Origin of the sequence: Roseobacter denitrificans OCh 114, assembly GCF_000014045.1 — a bacterium.
Taxonomy (GTDB): domain Bacteria; phylum Pseudomonadota; class Alphaproteobacteria; order Rhodobacterales; family Rhodobacteraceae; genus Roseobacter; species Roseobacter denitrificans.
In genome coordinates this window covers 2,279,651-2,296,589 of the sequence record NC_008209.1, presented here as the reverse complement: position 1 = coordinate 2,296,589, position 16,939 = coordinate 2,279,651, and the positions used below count along the sequence as shown (strand labels likewise).

Below are 16,939 nucleotides of genomic sequence, written 5' to 3'. Positions count from 1 at the left end.
GGGGCGCAGTACGAAGGCATGCGGTCATGAGCCCTCTCGATGGTCCTATCTCGCAGCTTGTTGCGGCAGTGCAAACCGGCGCAGTCACGCCAAAGGCACTTGTGGCCGAAGCGCTCGCGCGTGCGGAGGCGCGCAACCCGGCAATCAATGCAATCTGCCAGATCAATCCCCACGCCCTTACGGAGGCAGAGAATGTGTCCAAAAGGCTGCAAACCGGAGAGACCCTGCCGCTTGCGGGCGTGCCTGTGCTGATCAAAGACAATATCTGGGTCGCAGGGCTGCGCTGCGCGCAAGGCTCAAAGCTGTTTGCCGATTTCATCGCACCGCAGGATGCCGAAGCGGTGACACGCCTGCGCGTGGCAGGTGCCGTCATCATCGGGATCAGCACCTGTTCCGAATTCGCGTGCAAAGGGGCGACCAACTCCCCGCTGCAGGGGATCACGCGCAACCCGGTCAACCCGGACCTGACGCCCGGCGGGTCTTCGGGCGGGTCCGTCGCTGCGGTCGCAGCAGGGATTGTCCCGCTCGCGCTTGGCACGGATGCGGGTGGCTCGTCGCGCCGCCCGCCTGCCCATACGGGTCTGTGCGGTTTCAAACCGACGCAGGATCTGATCCCCTACGGACCATGCCATGATGAGCCGGTCTGGGGCATCTCAGTCATCTGCCCCATCGCGCGCCGGATGGAGGACATCAGCCTCGCCATGCAGAGCCTCGCCGGGCTGGAACCTGTGCCGGCCCCGATGCTGGAGATCGCCGCCTCATCGGATTTCGGCACAGGCCAAGCGCTTGATCGAGATGTGGCAGCAAACTTTGACAAAGTGCTTGGGGTGCTTGAGGGAGCGGGCGTCTCGGTCACGCAAGCGCAGATTGACTGGCCCGGGACCATCAAGGGACATAGCATCCTGCCGCTTCAGTGCGCGGGTCTTGCGGATTTATACGGCGATATCTGGCGGGAAACGCCGGAACTGTTCGACCCCGCGATTGCCGGGCAAATCGAAACGGGCCTGTCATTCACCGGGGTTGACGTGGCCGGGGCGCACCAGATTTCGCACCAGATGCGCGAAACACTGCGGGCCGCGCTGGATCGCTATGGCGTGATTGCCACTCCGACGACACCCTGTGCGGCATGGCCCGCTGCGCAAGACGCCCCGACCCGGATCGGTGGCACACCCGCAGGACCCCGGGATCATGCCGCCTTCACACCGCAGATCAACCATGCCGGTGTTCCGGCCCTATCCCTCCCCTGTGGCACGGATGGCGACGGGCGACCGCTTGGCCTGCAACTGATCGCACGCGCGGGCCATGACGCGGAACTGATTGCCCTCGCACGGCGGCTGGAACCGCTTCTGAAGGAGATCGCCTGACATGCGCCTTTTGCTGATCAACCCGAATACAACGCAAAGCATGACAGCGGCGATGACCACGGTCGCACGACAAATCGCCAGCCAACAGGCCGAGGTCGTCCCCGTCACGGCCCGCACAGGCTTTCCCTATATCTCCTCGCGCGCAGAGGCGCAGATTGCGGGCGCGGACGTGCTTGATACTATTGCCAGTCACCAAAGCGGCGTGGACGCTGTCATCATCGCAGCCTTCGGTGATCCGGGCCTGACAGCTGCCCGCGAACTGTTTGATCTGCCCATCGTCGGTATGGCCGAGGCCGCAGTCATGTCAGCCGCGATGCTCGGAGAGCGCTTTTCGATCGTGACGTTCTCGCCTCACATGTCGCGCTGGTACTCCGATTGCGTGCACCAGACCGGGTTGGGCGCCCGTTTTACAGGGGTGCGGTGCCCCGTGACAGCACCGGACACGCTCGACGATATTGCAACGGCACTCCGGCAGGACCTGATCGATCTGGCGCGCGACGCCGTGGCACTTGATGGTGCGGACGTGGTGATCATGGGCGGCGCGCCTCTCGCTGGACTGGCCCCTGCAATCGCCCGGGATGCGCCCGGTATTCTGGTCGACCCCATTGCGGCGGCGACCTTGCAGGCTTTGGCCCTGCCGCGCCTTGCGCCCAGCTACGCCAATCGCACCAACCGCCCCTTGCACAAGACCTCAACCGGGTTGAGCACAGAGCTGACTGCCGTCATCGCAGGAGAAAAAACATGACCCATGACACCGTCATCACCGGGGCCCGCGTCGTTGCTGCGAGCGGAACCACAATGTGCGACATCGGGATCACGCAAGGACAGATCGCAACCCTTGGCAGCGCATTGACGGGCACGGAGGTGATCGACGCCACTGGCCTGATTGCCCTGCCCGGCGGGATCGACAGCCATGTGCATATCTCGCAGCCCTCAGGCCCGGGGATTGAGATGGCCGATGATTTTATCTCGGGCACCCGCGCGGCAGCTTGCGGCGGAAACACGACCATCCTGCCGTTTTGCCTGCCGGAGGACGGCCAAACCCTGCGCGAGGCGGTGGCGGCCTACCGCAAGAAGGCAGAAGGCAACTGCATGACCGACGTGGCCTTTCACCTGATCGTCAAACAAACCGACCCGGTTACGCTGGGTCAGGACCTGCCCGCGCTGATCCGGGCCGGCTATACCAGCTTCAAGGTCTTCATGACCTACGCGGGCCTCGCCCTGTCGGACCGCCAGATCCTCGACGTCATGGCCGTGGCAAAGGAACAGAATGCCATGGTGATGGTTCACGCCGAAAACGAAGATGCCATCGAATTCCTGCGCGACCGGGCCGAGCGGGAAGGCGAAACCGGGCCCTACCATCATGCAACGACGCGGCCTATCCCGGTAGAGCGTGAAGCGACCCATCGCGCCATATCACTGGCCGAAATCGCGGGCGTGCCGCTGACCATCGTGCACGTCTCCAACGGCGAGGCGACCGAGGAGATCGTGCGCGCCCGCGCGCGGGGACTGACGGTTTTTGCCGAAACCTGCCCGCAGTATATCACGCTGACTGCGTCTGATCTGGATCGCGACGGGTTTGACGGGGCGAAATACGTCTGCTCTCCCCCGCCGCGCACTGCGGATGAATGGCCGAAGATATGGGCCGGCATCGAACAGGGCACATTTGATCTGTTTTCCTCAGACCACTGTCCGTTTCGCTTCAATGATACGGCGGGCAAGGATGCTCCCGGCGCCCGCACGAGTTTTCGCAATATCCCAAACGGCATTCCGGGGGTCGAGACACGCCTGCCGATCCTCTTTTCCGAAGGCGTGGTGGCAGGGCGTCTGTCGCTTGAACGCTTTGCTGCGATCACCGCCACCAATCACGCCCGTCTCTACGGGCTTTATCCGCGCAAGGGGGCGATCATGGTCGGTGCGGATGCCGACATAACGCTGTGGGATCCCACAGTGACCAAGCCCATTCGCCAGCACGATCTGCATCACGGCTCTGATTACACACCATGGGAGGGATTCGAGGTGACAGGCTGGCCTGTGCGCACCATCCTGCGCGGCAAATCCGTCATGCAGGATGGCCACCCCGTGGGTCCACCAATGGGCGAACATCTGGAACGCGGGGCACCGGACGTGCAGCTCTGAGCATGACGACAAAAAGTAATTTTGCAACAACACACATGTGACGTGCAAACAAGCGGAGGTGCCTGCACTCGCTTGATCCCATTGTCCGCAATCGCGTTTTACGTTGTCACGGGGAGTGGAAAGAACATCAGGATATCAAGAGCTTCCGATCTTATCGGTCGCCGTTATGCAGGAGGCATGGCGATGGCGTATCCAGCATTGGCAAACCCTAAAGCGTCATGCGACAAGCCTGAATCGCGTGGCGCTGTCCGAAATCAAGGGTTTCAACGCGGTATCTGATTATTGACACTTCAGGCATTACGCCAATCGCTCCAGCTCTATTCTTTGGGAGAAGCGGCCGTGGTTTCCAGCCTCGAATTCAATGCAGTGTCGGGCGCGCCGCTGAGCTTCCTTGATTTCATCCAATGTCATAGACCTTGTACCGCGCGCGGGTAAGGCGGCCTCTTCCTGCTCCTAGGGCTACCGAAACATCGGGCCACCTATGCGCTTAAACACAGTTTTGAAGCGTGCGTTCATTGGTGGAGTAGGAAGAAGTCCAACCCCGTGGCGCGGCAAGACCATCCCGGCGCGGGATTTGACATTTGCACCCTGATCATGAGGCACAGCGCCCTGCCCCTGTCACATTCTTCGGGTGTCATTTTTCTTTTACCATTATGTAAGGAAACTGACTCAAAACCGTCATCAAACCGTAGCGTCCGGCGGGTACGCCCTCATCAAACATGGGGGCGATATGCTGACGATTGACAAGCTGACCAAGCGGTTCGGGGAAAAAACGGCAGTCGATGCCGCAACCATCCGGGTCGAAAAACCCACGATGATCGGGATCATTGGCCGCTCGGGTGCTGGCAAATCCACGCTCTTGCGGATGCTCAATTGTCTCAGCAGCGCCTCTGAGGGCACAATCACCTTTGAAGGTGAAGAGATCACCGGGCTGCGGGGGGCTGCGCGGCGCAATTGGCAGTCGCGTTGCGCCATGATTTTCCAGCAGTTCAACCTCGTCCCCCGCATGGATGTCGTGTCAAACGTGCTGCATGGCACCCTGAACAAACGCTCGACCTTTGCGACAATGTTCAACCTTTACCCGCAGTCGGACATCCACCGCGCCATTGAAATTCTGGACCGGCTTGGCATCGCCGAACAGGCGGCGAAACGGGCCGAAGCGCTTTCGGGTGGGCAACAACAGCGCGTGGCGATCGCGCGCGCCCTGATGCAGAATCCGAAAATCATCCTTGCCGATGAACCTATCGCAAGCCTTGACCCGATGAATGCGCAAGTGGTCATGCAAGCTCTGCGCCGCATCCATGAGGAAGACGGGCGCATGGTCATCGCAAACCTCCATACGCTTGATACGGCGCGGCGCTATTGCGACCGGGTGATCGGGATGCGCGACGGGCGGATTGTTTTTGACGGCACGCCGGCGCAGCTGACCACCGGTGTCGCGCGTGACATCTACGGGGCCGGGGCAGGTTTTTCCGAAGCCGCGACCTCCACCGAAATCGACGCATTGGACAAACCAGACATCCCGACAGCCAAGGCCTACGCCTGAGCCGGTTTCACCCTGCGCATCTGCTGCAGGCCACATAAATCAACCCGCCCCGAAAAGCCGCATATCGGCAGGGCAGACAACGACGGAGATACCGATGAAAAAGACCCTCGCACTGGCGCTTGCCGCCTCCACAGCCCTCAGCACAGGAGCTTTTGCGCAAGAGATCACCGAGTTCCGCATCGGGATCCTCGGCGGTGAAAACGCGCAGGACCGGATGAACAGCTATCAGTGCCTTGCCGATTACACGACCGAAGCGCTCGGCGTCGAAACCAAGCTTTTTGCGCCGGCTGACTACAACGGCGTGATTCAGGGCCTGCTGGGCGGTACCATCGATATGGCGTGGCTGGGGGCCTCTGCCTATGCCGCAACCTACCTGCAGGACCCGGAAGCGGTTAAGCCTGTGCTGATCAAGGTGAATGTCGACGGCTCCATCGGCTACCACTCCATCGGTTTTGCCCGCGTGGACAGTGGCATCACCTCGCTGGATGACATGAAAGGAAAGGTCTTTGGTTTTGGCGACCCGAACTCGACCTCCGGGTACCTGATCCCTTCCATCGAAATCCCGCAGTATAAGGACGGCATGACCATGGAAAGCGGTGAGTACTTCGGTGAAGTCAAATTCACGGGCGGCCACGAGCAGACCATCGTTGCGGTGAACAACGGCGACATTGATGGCGGCGTCACATGGGCCGATGGTCAGGGCAACTGGGAAGACGGCTACAACTCCGGCGCGCTGCGCAAGGCGGTGGACGCGGGGCTCGTTGACATGAACGACATGGTTCAGATCTGGAAATCCAACGTCATCCCGGAAGGTCCGGTCGTGCTGCGCAAGGCCCTTCCGGCACAAGTGCGCGAAACCATGACCGCATTGGTTGACGGCCTGCATGAACGTGACCCGGACTGTGCTTATGGTGTGGCTGCAGGCGACACGCTGGGCTTTCAGCCCGTGACACATGACACCTACATTTCCATCGTCGAAGCGCGCAAAGCGAAAATCGGCGGCTAAGCCCTTTTCATCACGCGTCCGGCAGGCCCTCGGGCCTGTCGGTATTTTTGTATCCGGGGGCAGCATGGCTGACATTTCTACAGGCGGCGCGCCGCAAACCGTAGGCAGCATCCAGTCTGCCTATATGGCGCAGGTACAGCGCCGCAGGCTTTATGGGGGTCTCACACTGCTGATATTCATCATTCTGATGGTGTCAGGTTTCAATGTCGCGGATGATCGCAATGCCGGTGGTTTCTGGGAAGGTCTGCACCAGATTGGCGACTACCCCGCCGATGTTCTGTCCGAAGCGTGGGAGAAACGCGCCGATCTGCCTGCGCTGATCGCCAAGTATTTTCCCGCCTTGGTGGAGACCATCAACATCGCCGCCGTTTCCACCCTGATCGGGGCAATGGGCGGTTTGTTCCTGTCGCTGCTGGGCACGCGCGGGCTGGCGAAATGGCCGCGCCTGATCCCCTTGTTCCGCCGCATTTCGGACATCATGCGCGCCGTGCCGGAAATCGTCATCGCGCTGGTGCTGATCTTTGTACTGGGGGGCGGCCCGGTGCCCGCCATGATCGCCATCGCCATCCACACGGCAGGCGCTCTGGCCAAGATGTTTTCCGAAGTTTCCGAAAACACGGATCTCAAGGCAGTCGAAGGGCTGTGCTCCACAGGTGCCACGTGGTCGCAACGGATGCTTCTGGGCGTGCTGCCACAGGTCGCACCGAACTACGTCAGCTACACGTTGCTCCGCTTTGAGATCAACATTCGTGCATCCGCCATCCTCGGCTTCGTTGGCGCGGGCGGGCTGGGATATGAGCTGCGCAATTCCATGGCTTGGGGTCCGGGCCGATTTGATGAAGCGGCCGCGATTTTCATCCTGCTGTTCGGCACGATCGTGTTCTTTGATCAACTCTCCAGCCGCTACCGCAACCGCTTGACCGAGGGGCAAGGCCCAATGACCACCACCGATCTGGACGCAACCAAGTTTGAGGCCGAAAAACTCTTTCACCGCAAGCGCTTGACTGGCTTCGGCATCCCCTTGGTCCTCGCCGTCTACCTGGTCTATGTCTTCTTTGCGTTTGACCTGCCCGGGCTTGCCGGACGCGCCAATATGGAAAACGCCGTGACGCTGGCTTCCGACAGCTGGTCCCACAAGGTGCATGTTACCCGGGACAACAGATCGGGAGAGATCACCTATGCCGTCGAGGGAGAGCGCAAGGGCCGCTACCCCGAAGGTCAAAGACCCGATTGGGTAAGCGGCGATAATGCGATCATCATCGATCTGGGGCGCGGGCATATCGTGCGATATCTCCCGGACAACCGGACCGAGATCGAAATTCCCGGCTTCCCCCTGATCAGGGCGCAGGCCGAGGGGCGCACCGTCACGACCAACCTGCGCGGTGATCTGCCCGATTGGATTTCCGCCTCTGACCGCCGCGTGGGCATCACCACGCCCGAAGGCCGCATCACCCTGACCGGCGCGCGCACCGAAGTGTTCAATTATTTTCCCGGATGGGAGCTGTTCTGGTTCACGCTCGACAGCCCCTATCATGGTCACAGCCTCGGCACGCTGTTGTTTGCAGACCGTCTGGACCCCGCAAGATCAAACATCTCCGGCGCGATTTCGGACTGGTGGAACAACGCCATGTGGCGGCACAGGGATGTGGCCTGGGCCATTGGCGAGACGATCCTGATCGCTTTCCTTGGCACGATGGGGGCGGCCATCATCGCCCTCCCACTGGGGTTTCTCGCGGCCAAGCGGTTTTCGCCCTTCATGTTGGAACGCGCCGCCACCCGCCGCCTGTTCGATTTTGTGCGCGGTGTCGATGCGGTGATCTGGACGGTGGTTCTGGCCCGCGCCTTTGGCCCCGGCCCGCTTACGGGCGCATTGGCAATCCTGATCACGGACACCGGCACCTTTGGCAAGATCTTTTCGGAGGCGTTGGAAAACGTGGATCAAAAGCAGATCGAGGGTGTCGTCTCGACCGGGGCCAAACCCTTGCAACGCTACCGCTTTGGCGTCATCCCGCAGATTGTGCCGGTGCTTTTGGCGCAAATCCTGTATTTTCTGGAATCCAACACCCGCTCCGCCACCATCATCGGCGCAATCACCGGCGGCGGCATCGGCCTGATGCTGACCCAAGCGATCCAGACCCAGAAAGACTGGGAGGAAGTCGCCTATTACATTGTGCTGATCATCGCCATGGTGATGTTCATGGACTGGTTCTCGGGCTGGCTGCGCGGCAAGCTGATCGGGCGCAAGGACGCATGAGTGGCAGCCTTCATGATTGAGCAGACCGATACTCCTCATGGGTGGAATAACGAGGAACGCGTGTTTTGAGTGCGACCAGATTGAAACCGGATGTCCCCTTTGTTCATCCCAATTGCGAAATCACAGATGCAACATTCGGACGATATGTCGAAATCGGACGCGGCAGCCGCTTGGCCCATTGCGAATTGGATGACTATTCATATTGCGACCGATATGCCGATATTGCCAATGCTTCCATCGGGAAGTTCTCCAACATTGCTGCGTTCGTGCGGATCGGCGCGACGGACCACCCGATGGACAAGGCAAGTCTGCATCACTTTCACTATCGCTCAGCCGATTATTTCGAAGATGCAACGCATGATGAGGTGTGGTTTGATCACAGGCGAAGCCGCCGCACTGTGATCGGCCATGACACTTGGCTTGGCCATGGCGCACAGGTCCGGCCCGACGTGACCATCGGCCACGGGGCAGTTGTCGCAGGCGGTGCCATTGTGACCAAGGATGTGCCGCCATACATGATCGTTGCCGGTATTCCAGCTGTCCCGCTGCGCCCCCGATTTACGTCCAGCGTTGCTGACAGGTTGATGGCGCTTGCATGGTGGGATTGGCCGCACGACCGCCTGCGCGGCGCACTCGATGATATTCGCACCCTCAGTGCAGAGGAATTTCTGGAGCGCTACGAGGGCACGGTCTGACATAAGACGCCGCATGGTTTTAGCATGGCGCGACTGGAAAAAGGCATCCAGATCAGCGGCATATCAGGCAATCCTTGGGCCAACCGCTTCCAGTCTGCCGTGGCAACGGTGCTGCAGGCTTATGATTTTTCGCGATTCTGGGGCGTTAAGAAACCGACCGTGATCGCTGATACCGCGACCATCACTGCCGCAGTGCCCAGCATGAGGGCCAGACCGCCTGCCTGATATGTCAGGCCCGACAGCAAGGTGCCGGCCAAGCGTCCACCCGCATTGGCCATGTAGTAAAAACCCACATCCATCGTGACCCGCTCCGCCTTTGTAAAGGACAGGATCAGGTAGGAATGCAGCGATGAATTCACTGCAAAGACTGCCCCGAAGATCAGCAACCCGGCGACAAGCGTGACGGTGAGCCACATATGCGGCCCCGTGGCGGTGATCGCCGCGAGTGTCAGCACCGCTGGAACCGCAGCAAGGCCCCAGCCCCACGTGCGCGCTGCGCCGATCAGATCCGCTTCGGCCCGTTCCCTCGCCCGCAAGATGCGCGGCGCGTTGGCCTGAACGAGACCATAGAGAATGACCCAAAGGGCCATGAACGTCCCGATCATGAAGAATGCAGCGCGGTTGCCCTCAGTCGTCCCATCCGACAACACAGCGTAGAAATAGATCGGAATGCCGACAACGAACCAGACGTCCCGCGCCCCGAACAGGAACACCCGTGCCGCACTCAGCCAGTTCACGTTGGGAGATTTTGAAAACACCTCCGAAAATTTCGCGCCCTTGCGCCCCTTCGGCAGGCCCGGCGGCATGGCAATCAAAACGACCAGCAAAATTGCGGCAAGGATCGCGGCCATGCCCAAAACCGCCCAGACAAATCCAACCATCGCCAGCAAAACCGCGCCCAGCAGGAACCCCGCCCCCTTCACCATGTTCTTGGACCCTGTCAGAATTGCCACCCAGCGAAAGAGCGATCCATCCTGTGTCGGCGCGAGCAATTTGACGGCGGATTTGGACGACATCTTGGCAAGGTCCTTGGCCACGCCGCTTGCACCCTGCACAAGCATGACAAAAACAACGGATGTGCCAATCGCCCAGCCCGGATCAAGCTGCGCCAGGGCCAGCAGCGCCAGCACTTGCAGCCCCAGCCCCGCGTAAAGCGTCGACGTCAGGCCGAAGCGCGCCGCAATCCAGCCCGCGCTCAGATTGGTGATGACGCCGGCGATTTCATAGAGAACAAACAGATAGGCCAGCTGGACCGGAGAGAAGCCCAGCGTGTGAAAGTGCAACAGCACCAGCATGCGCAAGGCACCGTCGGTCAGCATGAATGCCCAATAGGCCGCCGTGACCGCGATATAGGCCGACAGGCCCTTTGGGCGCGTGGCGCTTTTGGTCACAGACTGTCCCCGACCATGCAGGCCACATCCACCAGCCGATGCGCATACCCCATCTCGTTGTCATACCACGCATAGACTTTCACCTGCGTGCCATTGATTACCATGGTAGAAAGCGCATCAATGATGCTGGATCTTTCGTCGTTTGTGTAATCCGTGGACACGAGCGGGCGTTCCTCATAGCCGAGGATGCCATTCAGCGGCCCTTCTGACGCGGCCTTGAACAGAGCGTTGACCTCGTCAGCAGTGGTCTCTTGTTCCACTTCGAACACGCAATCAGTCAGTGACGCGTTGAGCAGTGGCACGCGGACGGCGTGACCGTTCAGGCGGCCCGTCAGTTCGGGATAGATCAGCGTGATCGCGGTGGCACTGCCTGTCGTGGTCGGAATGAGGGAATTCAGCGCCGAGCGCGCGCGGCGCAGATCCTTGGCCGGGCGGTCCACAATGATCTGCGTGTTGGTCACATTGTGGATCGTCGTGATGGAACCATGTTTGATCCGCAGATTATCGTGAATGACCTTTACGACCGGCGCCAGACAATTTGTCGTGCAACTGGCCGCGGTCACGATGCGGTGACGCTCCGGTGCATAGATATCGTGATTGACCCCGTAGACGATATTGGCGGCATCCCCGTCCTTGACCGGGGCCGATACCACCACTTTCTTCACCCCTGCATCGAAATAGGGGGCTATTTTCGCCTCTGTCTTGAAAACGCCTGTGCAATCAATCACCACATCAACGCCCTCCAGTGGCAGCGCGGCGATGTCGCCTGTGCCGATGAACGGCAGACGCTGGCCATTGATTGTCACGCTGTCAGAAGCGTGGGCGAAATCGGCCTTCCAGCGGCCATGGACGCTGTCGAATTCCAGAAGATGGGCGTGCATCTCCGGATCACCCGCCGCATCGTTGATCCATGCGATTTCAGCCCCGCGTTCCAGCAGCGGTTTCAAGGCCAGCTTGCCAATCCGGCCAAGGCCGTTGAGTGCGTAGACAGTCATATCTTTGATCCTTTGTCAGTAGATTGGCCGATCCCGTCGACAGCGTGCTGCAACGCCAGACGATCCAGCGACGCAACAGGCAAGGCAGCAAAGGCAATCATGCGATTGCGCAGCGCGGCATAGGTTTGGTGAAAAGCGAGGCTTTTTTCTGCATCTGAACCCTCAACCGTCGCCGGATCGGGCAGGCCCCAATGCGCGCTGATGGGCTGGCCGGGCCAGGAGGGGCATTCTTCATTGGCTGCCTGATTGCAGACAGTAAAGACGAAATCGAAATCCGGGGCGTCCGGTCCCTGAAACTCGGAGATATGTTTGGCACGCAGCGGCGATACATCATGCCCGTTTTGTTCCAGCACCGTGAGCGCAAAGGGGTTCAGTTGCGAGCGCGGCTTGGTGCCTGCCGAACAGGCCGTGAACCTGTCACCGGCGAGGTCGCGCAAGAGCGTTTCCGCAAAGATGGACCGCGCGGAATTGCCGGTACATATAAACAATACGGTATATCCGCGGTCTGACATCGGTTTGTCTTTATCAGCAGCCAAATATGCATGCGGCACGCAGATTTCAGGCCTGCCCCGGCAACAATCGTGCAGTAGGTAATCCACGGTCTCGCGCGCGGCATCCATGTCGATGGCATACCGCAAGGACCTGCCAACCCGCTCTTGACGGATCAGCCCCGCCTGCATCAGGGCGTTCACATAGCTCGACAGTGTATTCGGCTTCAGCCCAAGCGCCTTGGCCAGTTCCGTCGCCGGAACGCGATCAGGATAGCGCCGCATCAGCAAGCGAAACAGCGCCAGCCGTTGCGGGTGGCCGAGTGTCGAAAGTCGGTTGGGGATCATTATTTCCATATTTCACGAATATATGAATTATAGAGGTATGGAAAGTGAACCTTTTGTGACAGGCGGTCCTGACGATCATGGGCGTGAAACGGATCAGGCGATCCACAACACCTGCCACCCGTCAGGATGATTGGCCCTCAGGTTTCAAGCGTGAGCGTTACCCTATCCCCCGCAAACCAGGTCCGGCCGTATTCGACGGGTTGCCCGCCCGCGCAGTTATTCACACCGGAGGATTTCAGCAGCGGATCGCCTTCGGCAACATGCAAGAGCAGCGCTAAGGTTGGCGTGGCGCGCACCGCCGTCAGGCGGGTTGAGGCACGTGTGTAGTCGTCGATGCCCACAACGCTCAATGCCTGCGTGACGCTGCTTGTGTCCTTCAAAGCAGCGGTGATGCCCAACAGGCGCGCCAGCGGAAACAGGCTTTCAAACACTGCAATCGGCTGACCATCAGCCAGTGAAAGCCCGTGATAGGCACAGACCGGATCGCCTGCCTCAATCTGCAACGCCTGCGCCTCGCCAACGGTCGCTGCGCGCTCGTCCAACGCGAGCACGCGCTTTTCTGGCCGGCGCCCTGCTGCGATCAGGTTTTCGTGGAAACGCACCCGCTTGCCGATGGGATAGTCGGTTGGCGTGGCCGCGACAAAGGCCCCTGCACCGCGCCGAGTGCGCACCAGCCCTTCCGCAACCAATGCGGATATCCCGTGGCGCACCGTGTGACGGTTCACGCCAAAGCGCTCCGCCAGCGCAGCCTCGGTCGGCAGTTTGTCACCCGTTTTATAGCGCCCTTCGGCCAAGTCGCTGCGCAAGGCGCTCGCGATGGCCTTCCAGATCGGGGTTTTGTCAGAGCTGTCACGCAAAATTCACAAATCTCTTCTGTCATAAAGTTGGGGATATGGTAGAATATGTATAGTTGTATAGGAAAGAGACAAGTTGTCGATATGAAAGACACTGTAAGCGATAATAATCCCCGCGGAGCTTGGATGGGTCTGCTGGCCAAAGCGCCCGAGGGCCGAGTGGCTGCCCTGCTCGATGGTGAAACATCGCGCCCTGCTTTCACTTGGCTGCGCGCACCGGAGATTGGCAGCACGATGGTGCGTGCGCGCGCTGGTGCCACCGGTGCGCCCTTCAATCTGGGCGAGATGACCATAACCCGCTGCGCACTGACGCTGGAGACCGGCGAGGTCGGACACAGCTACATTCAGGGGCGGCGCAAGGCAGATGCCGAGGTCGCTGCGCTGATTGATGCGCTTATGCAGACCCCAATGGCGAACAGGCTGCGCGAGACGGTTCTTGAGCCTCTGGAAGCAGAAATGAACGCCATGAAAGCTGCCCGCGCCGCCAAGGCGGCCGCAACCAAGGTTGATTTCTTTACCATGACCCGGGGAGAAGACTGATGCAGGCAAACACCCTGTCGGGCGGCTTTGCCGATCCGGCCATCCAGTCGGCCCAAGCCTTTCGCAGTGTGATGGAGGCCATGGCGCGTCCGGGCACCCTGCAGGATATCGAAGGGGCCGCACCCCCTGCCCCCGTGTCGCCCGCGATGGGCGCTGTTTTGCTGACGCTCTGCGATACGGAAACACCGGTTTATCTGGCGGGCGACATGGATTGCGATGCGGTGCGGGCGTGGCTGTCCTTTCACACAGGCGCCCCGTTTGTTGGCCCCGCGCATTGCATGTTTGCGGTGGGCAAGTGGGACGCGCTGGTGCCGCTTGCGCTCTATCCGATCGGCACGTCCGAGTATCCGGACCGCTCGGCCACGCTGATCGTCGAATGCGACGCGCTTGTCACCTCAGGTGCGACACTGACCGGTCCGGGCATCAAGGATCACGCCGCGCTTTCCTTGCCGTACGTGGAGGCGTTTCAGGCCAACCGCAAGCTGTTCCCGCTGGGGCTTGACTTCATTTTCACCTGTGGCGAATGCCTCGCGGCCTTGCCCCGCTCAACCGAAGTCTCGCGTTCAAGTGACGAAGCGCACGCAGGAGCATCCTGACATGTATGTAGCAGTCAAGGGCGGAGAGCGGGCAATCGAGAATGCCCACGCATGGCTCGCCGAAGAACGCCGCGGTGACACGGATATCGCGGAACTCAGCATCGCGCAGATCCGCGCGCAACTCAGTCTCGCCGTCAATCGCGTCATGGCCGAAGGGTCGCTTTACGATCCGGACCTCGCGGCACTCGCGATCAAACAGGCGCGCGGCGATCTGATCGAAGCGATCTTCCTCATTCGCGCCTATCGCACCACGCTGCCACGCTTTGGGGCGTCCGAGCCTGTGGATACCGGCGCCATGGCCTGTGATCGCCGCATCTCGGCCACGTTCAAGGACTTGCCGGGTGGGCAGGTCTTGGGTCCGACCTTTGATTACACGCACCGTTTGCTCGATTTCAAACTGGCCGCAGATGGTGAAGTGGCCAATGCGCCCTCCCGTGACGCCGAGCCGGGCAATGTCCCGCATGTCACCGAATTCCTGAACCGCGAAGGGCTGATCGAAGAGGCCCCCCATGACGACGCACCGCCCCCCGACCTGACCCGCGAACCGCTTGAGATGCCCGCCAACCGCGCCCTGCGCCTGCAGGCGCTCACCCGCGCGGACGAAGGTTTTACCCTTGGCCTCGCCTACTCCACACAGCGCGGCTATGGGCGCAACCATGCCTTTGTGGGCGAATTGCGGATCGGCTCCGTTCCCGTTGAGATGGAGATTCCCGAACTGGGATTTGCCGTTGAGATCGCAGAGGTGACCCTGACCGAATGTGAAACCGTCAACCAGTTCACCGGATCGAAGACCGAACCGCCCCAATTCACACGTGGCTACGGGCTGGTTTTTGGCCAGACCGAGCGCAAGGCAATCTCCATGGCCTTGGTGGACCGCGCGCTACGCTGGGAAGAACTGGGCGAGGATAACGTCGGTGCACCCGCACAGGACGCGGAATTCGTGCTCTATCACAGCGACAATATTCAGGCGACGGGTTTTCTGGAGCATATCAAACTGCCCCACTACGTCGATTTTCAATCTGAACTGGAACTGGTGCGCAAGCTGCGCCGCGAAGCGGGTGCGCAACAGATGCAGGAGGCAGCGGAATGACCGAGTATAACTTCGCCTACCTGGACGAACAAACCAAACGGATGATCCGCCGTGCGATCCTAAAGGGTCTGGCGATCCCCGGCTATCAGGTCCCCTTCGCCTCGCGCGAGATGCCGATGCCCTATGGTTGGGGAACGGGCGGCGTGCAGGTCTCTGCTGCGGTACTCACGCCCGAGGACAGGTTCAAGGTGATCGACCAAGGGGCCGATGACACCACAAACGCGGTTTCAATCCGGACCTTCTTTCAACGCACAGCGGGCGTTGCGACGACCACCGCAACTGGTGACGCCACCGTGATCCAGACCCGGCACCGCATCCCCGAAGAGCCGCTGCACGAGGGTCAGATCCTTGTTTATCAGGTGCCCATCCCCGAACCGCTGCGCTTTCTGGAACCGCGCGAAAGCGAGACCCGCAAGATGCACAGCCTTGAGGAATATGGGCTCATGCATGTGAAGCTCTACGAGGATATCAGCCGCCACGGCCATATCGCGACCTCTTACGCCTATCCGGTCAAGGTCGAGGGGCGCTACGTGATGGACCCCTCGCCGATCCCCAAATTCGACAACCCCAAACTGGGCAATATGGCCGCAATTCAGCTTTTTGGCGCGGGGCGCGAGCAACGTATTTACGCGCTGCCGCCCTATACCCAAGTGGTCAGCCTCGACTTTGAGGATCACCCGTTCGAGCCGTGCAGGGCCGATCATGCTTGCGGCATGTGTGGTGCAACCGAAAGCTATCTCGATGAGCTGATCATGGATGACGCAGGGGGGCGGATTTTTGTCTGTTCCGACACTGATTACTGCGAAGCGCGCCGCGCCGCGGGCCACATCGGCAAAGATAATGGCGGAAAGGACGCGGCATGACCCCTTTGCTATCCGTTCAAGGCATCACCAAGCGATACGGCACATATATCGGCTGCGCGGATGTTTCGTTTGATCTCTATCCCGGTGAGGTTATGGGGATCGTGGGCGAAAGCGGGTCGGGCAAATCCACCTTGCTCAATTGCATGGCGGGGCATTTGGCCCCCGATGCCGGACGGGTGGTCTACGACACCCGCACCGACGGCCCGCGCGACACCATCACGATGTCCGAATCCGAACGGCGCATGCTGGGGCGCACCGATTGGGCCTTCGTCCACCAGCACGCCCGTGACGGGCTACGCATGGGCGTGAGTGCCGGTGGCAACGTAGGCGAGCGGTTGATGGCTGTGGGCGAGCGTCACTACGGCGACATCCGCGACAAGGCCACGGACTGGCTGGGCCGGGTCGAGATCGATGCATCCCGTGTGGATGACCGGCCCACGACCTTCTCTGGCGGGATGCAGCAACGCCTGCAGATCGCGCGCAATCTGGTTACCGGCCCGCGTCTCGTCTTCATGGATGAACCCACAGGCGGCCTTGATGTCTCGGTGCAGGCGCGGCTGCTGGACCTGCTGCGCGGTCTCGTGCGCGACATGGGCCTGTCAGCGATCATTGTCACCCACGATCTGGCTGTGGTGCGCCTGTTGGCGGACCGCCTGATGGTCATGAAGTCCGGTCACGTTGTCGAGGCGGGCCTGACCGATCAGGTGCTGGATGATCCGCAGCACGCCTATAGCCAGCTTCTTGTCAGTTCCGTTTTACAGGTATGAGCC

Annotated in this window: 16 protein-coding genes and 1 pseudogene; 13 read left to right on the top strand and 4 right to left on the bottom strand. The window is 60.6% G+C overall.

Features of this window, described 5'->3' with window-relative positions; translation table 11 throughout:
* The first annotated feature begins 26 nt into the window (after positions 1–26).
* The 8 genes and pseudogenes from RD1_RS11060 to RD1_RS11030 all read left to right on the top strand — a co-directional run bounded on the left by RD1_RS11060 (position 27) and on the right by RD1_RS11030 (position 9,004).
* Positions 27–1,364 (top strand): amidase, encoded by a 1,338-nt coding sequence (locus RD1_RS11060; RefSeq protein ID WP_011568593.1) that lies wholly within the window; start codon positions 27–29, stop codon positions 1,362–1,364.
* A gap of 1 nt (position 1,365) precedes the next feature.
* Entirely contained in the window at positions 1,366–2,109 is a 744-nt protein-coding gene (locus RD1_RS11055) for an aspartate/glutamate racemase family protein (protein WP_011568592.1), read from the top strand.
* Positions 2,106–3,503: a dihydropyrimidinase gene (gene hydA / locus RD1_RS11050; RefSeq protein WP_011568591.1), complete on the top strand. Its 1,398-nt coding sequence runs from the start codon at positions 2,106–2,108 to the stop codon at positions 3,501–3,503. Before RD1_RS11055 ends, hydA begins: the two co-directional genes overlap by 4 nt.
* A gap of 730 nt (positions 3,504–4,233) precedes the next feature.
* On the top strand, positions 4,234–5,049 hold the full coding sequence (phnC, locus tag RD1_RS11045) for a phosphonate ABC transporter ATP-binding protein (RefSeq protein ID WP_011568590.1): 816 nt from the start codon (positions 4,234–4,236) through the stop codon (positions 5,047–5,049).
* A gap of 94 nt (positions 5,050–5,143) precedes the next feature.
* Positions 5,144–6,055, top strand: coding sequence for a phosphonate ABC transporter substrate-binding protein (phnD, locus tag RD1_RS11040; RefSeq protein ID WP_011568589.1), 912 nt, complete (start codon positions 5,144–5,146; stop codon positions 6,053–6,055).
* A 64-nt stretch (positions 6,056–6,119) separates the two neighbouring features.
* A pseudogene (gene phnE / locus RD1_RS20680) lies at positions 6,120–6,983 on the top strand (phosphonate ABC transporter, permease protein PhnE); the annotation flags it as partial.
* A 9-nt stretch (positions 6,984–6,992) separates the two neighbouring features.
* Entirely contained in the window at positions 6,993–8,309 is a 1,317-nt protein-coding gene (phnE, locus tag RD1_RS11035; protein ID WP_044033422.1) for a phosphonate ABC transporter, permease protein PhnE, read from the top strand.
* Positions 8,310–8,374: 65 nt separating this feature from the next.
* On the top strand, positions 8,375–9,004 hold the full coding sequence (locus tag RD1_RS11030; protein WP_011568587.1) for a chloramphenicol acetyltransferase: 630 nt from the start codon (positions 8,375–8,377) through the stop codon (positions 9,002–9,004).
* A 119-nt stretch (positions 9,005–9,123) separates the two neighbouring features.
* Here the strand turns inward: RD1_RS11030 and arsJ are convergent, their stop codons facing one another.
* The 4 genes from arsJ to phnF form a co-directional block, all read right to left on the bottom strand.
* Positions 9,124–10,395 carry an organoarsenical effux MFS transporter ArsJ gene (arsJ, locus tag RD1_RS11025; RefSeq protein ID WP_011568586.1) on the bottom strand — a complete coding sequence of 424 codons (1,272 nt, stop codon included), beginning with the start codon at positions 10,393–10,395 and terminating at the stop codon, positions 9,124–9,126.
* The gene (locus tag RD1_RS11020) at positions 10,392–11,390 is read right to left on the bottom strand and encodes an ArsJ-associated glyceraldehyde-3-phosphate dehydrogenase (protein WP_011568585.1); all 999 of its coding nucleotides are present in this window, start codon (positions 11,388–11,390) and stop codon (positions 10,392–10,394) included. The genes arsJ and RD1_RS11020 overlap by 4 nt, the downstream gene beginning before the upstream one ends.
* A complete protein-coding gene (locus RD1_RS11015) occupies positions 11,387–12,235 on the bottom strand; it encodes a helix-turn-helix domain-containing protein (RefSeq protein ID WP_011568584.1) in 849 nt (282 codons plus the stop codon). The genes RD1_RS11020 and RD1_RS11015 overlap by 4 nt, the downstream gene beginning before the upstream one ends.
* 128 nt (positions 12,236–12,363) lie before the next feature.
* Positions 12,364–13,083, bottom strand: coding sequence for a phosphonate metabolism transcriptional regulator PhnF (gene phnF, locus RD1_RS11010; protein ID WP_044033089.1), 720 nt, complete (start codon positions 13,081–13,083; stop codon positions 12,364–12,366).
* A gap of 81 nt (positions 13,084–13,164) precedes the next feature.
* Here phnF and phnG point away from each other — a divergent pair, with 81 nt between their 5' ends.
* The 5 genes from phnG to phnK are packed head-to-tail and all read left to right on the top strand — an operon-like array spanning position 13,165 to position 16,936.
* Positions 13,165–13,620: a phosphonate C-P lyase system protein PhnG gene (gene phnG / locus RD1_RS11005; RefSeq protein ID WP_011568581.1), complete on the top strand. Its 456-nt coding sequence runs from the start codon at positions 13,165–13,167 to the stop codon at positions 13,618–13,620.
* Complete coding sequence (gene phnH, locus RD1_RS11000) at positions 13,620–14,216, top strand: phosphonate C-P lyase system protein PhnH (protein WP_011568580.1); 597 nt, start codon at positions 13,620–13,622, stop codon at positions 14,214–14,216. Before phnG ends, phnH begins: the two co-directional genes overlap by 1 nt.
* Before the next feature lies 1 nt (position 14,217).
* Positions 14,218–15,306, top strand: coding sequence for a carbon-phosphorus lyase complex subunit PhnI (locus RD1_RS10995; protein WP_011568579.1), 1,089 nt, complete (start codon positions 14,218–14,220; stop codon positions 15,304–15,306).
* Complete coding sequence (locus RD1_RS10990; RefSeq protein ID WP_011568578.1) at positions 15,303–16,169, top strand: alpha-D-ribose 1-methylphosphonate 5-phosphate C-P-lyase PhnJ; 867 nt, start codon at positions 15,303–15,305, stop codon at positions 16,167–16,169. Before RD1_RS10995 ends, RD1_RS10990 begins: the two co-directional genes overlap by 4 nt.
* Positions 16,166–16,936, top strand: coding sequence for a phosphonate C-P lyase system protein PhnK (phnK, locus tag RD1_RS10985; protein WP_011568577.1), 771 nt, complete (start codon positions 16,166–16,168; stop codon positions 16,934–16,936). The genes RD1_RS10990 and phnK overlap by 4 nt, the downstream gene beginning before the upstream one ends.
* Positions 16,937–16,939: the final 3 nt, after the last annotated feature.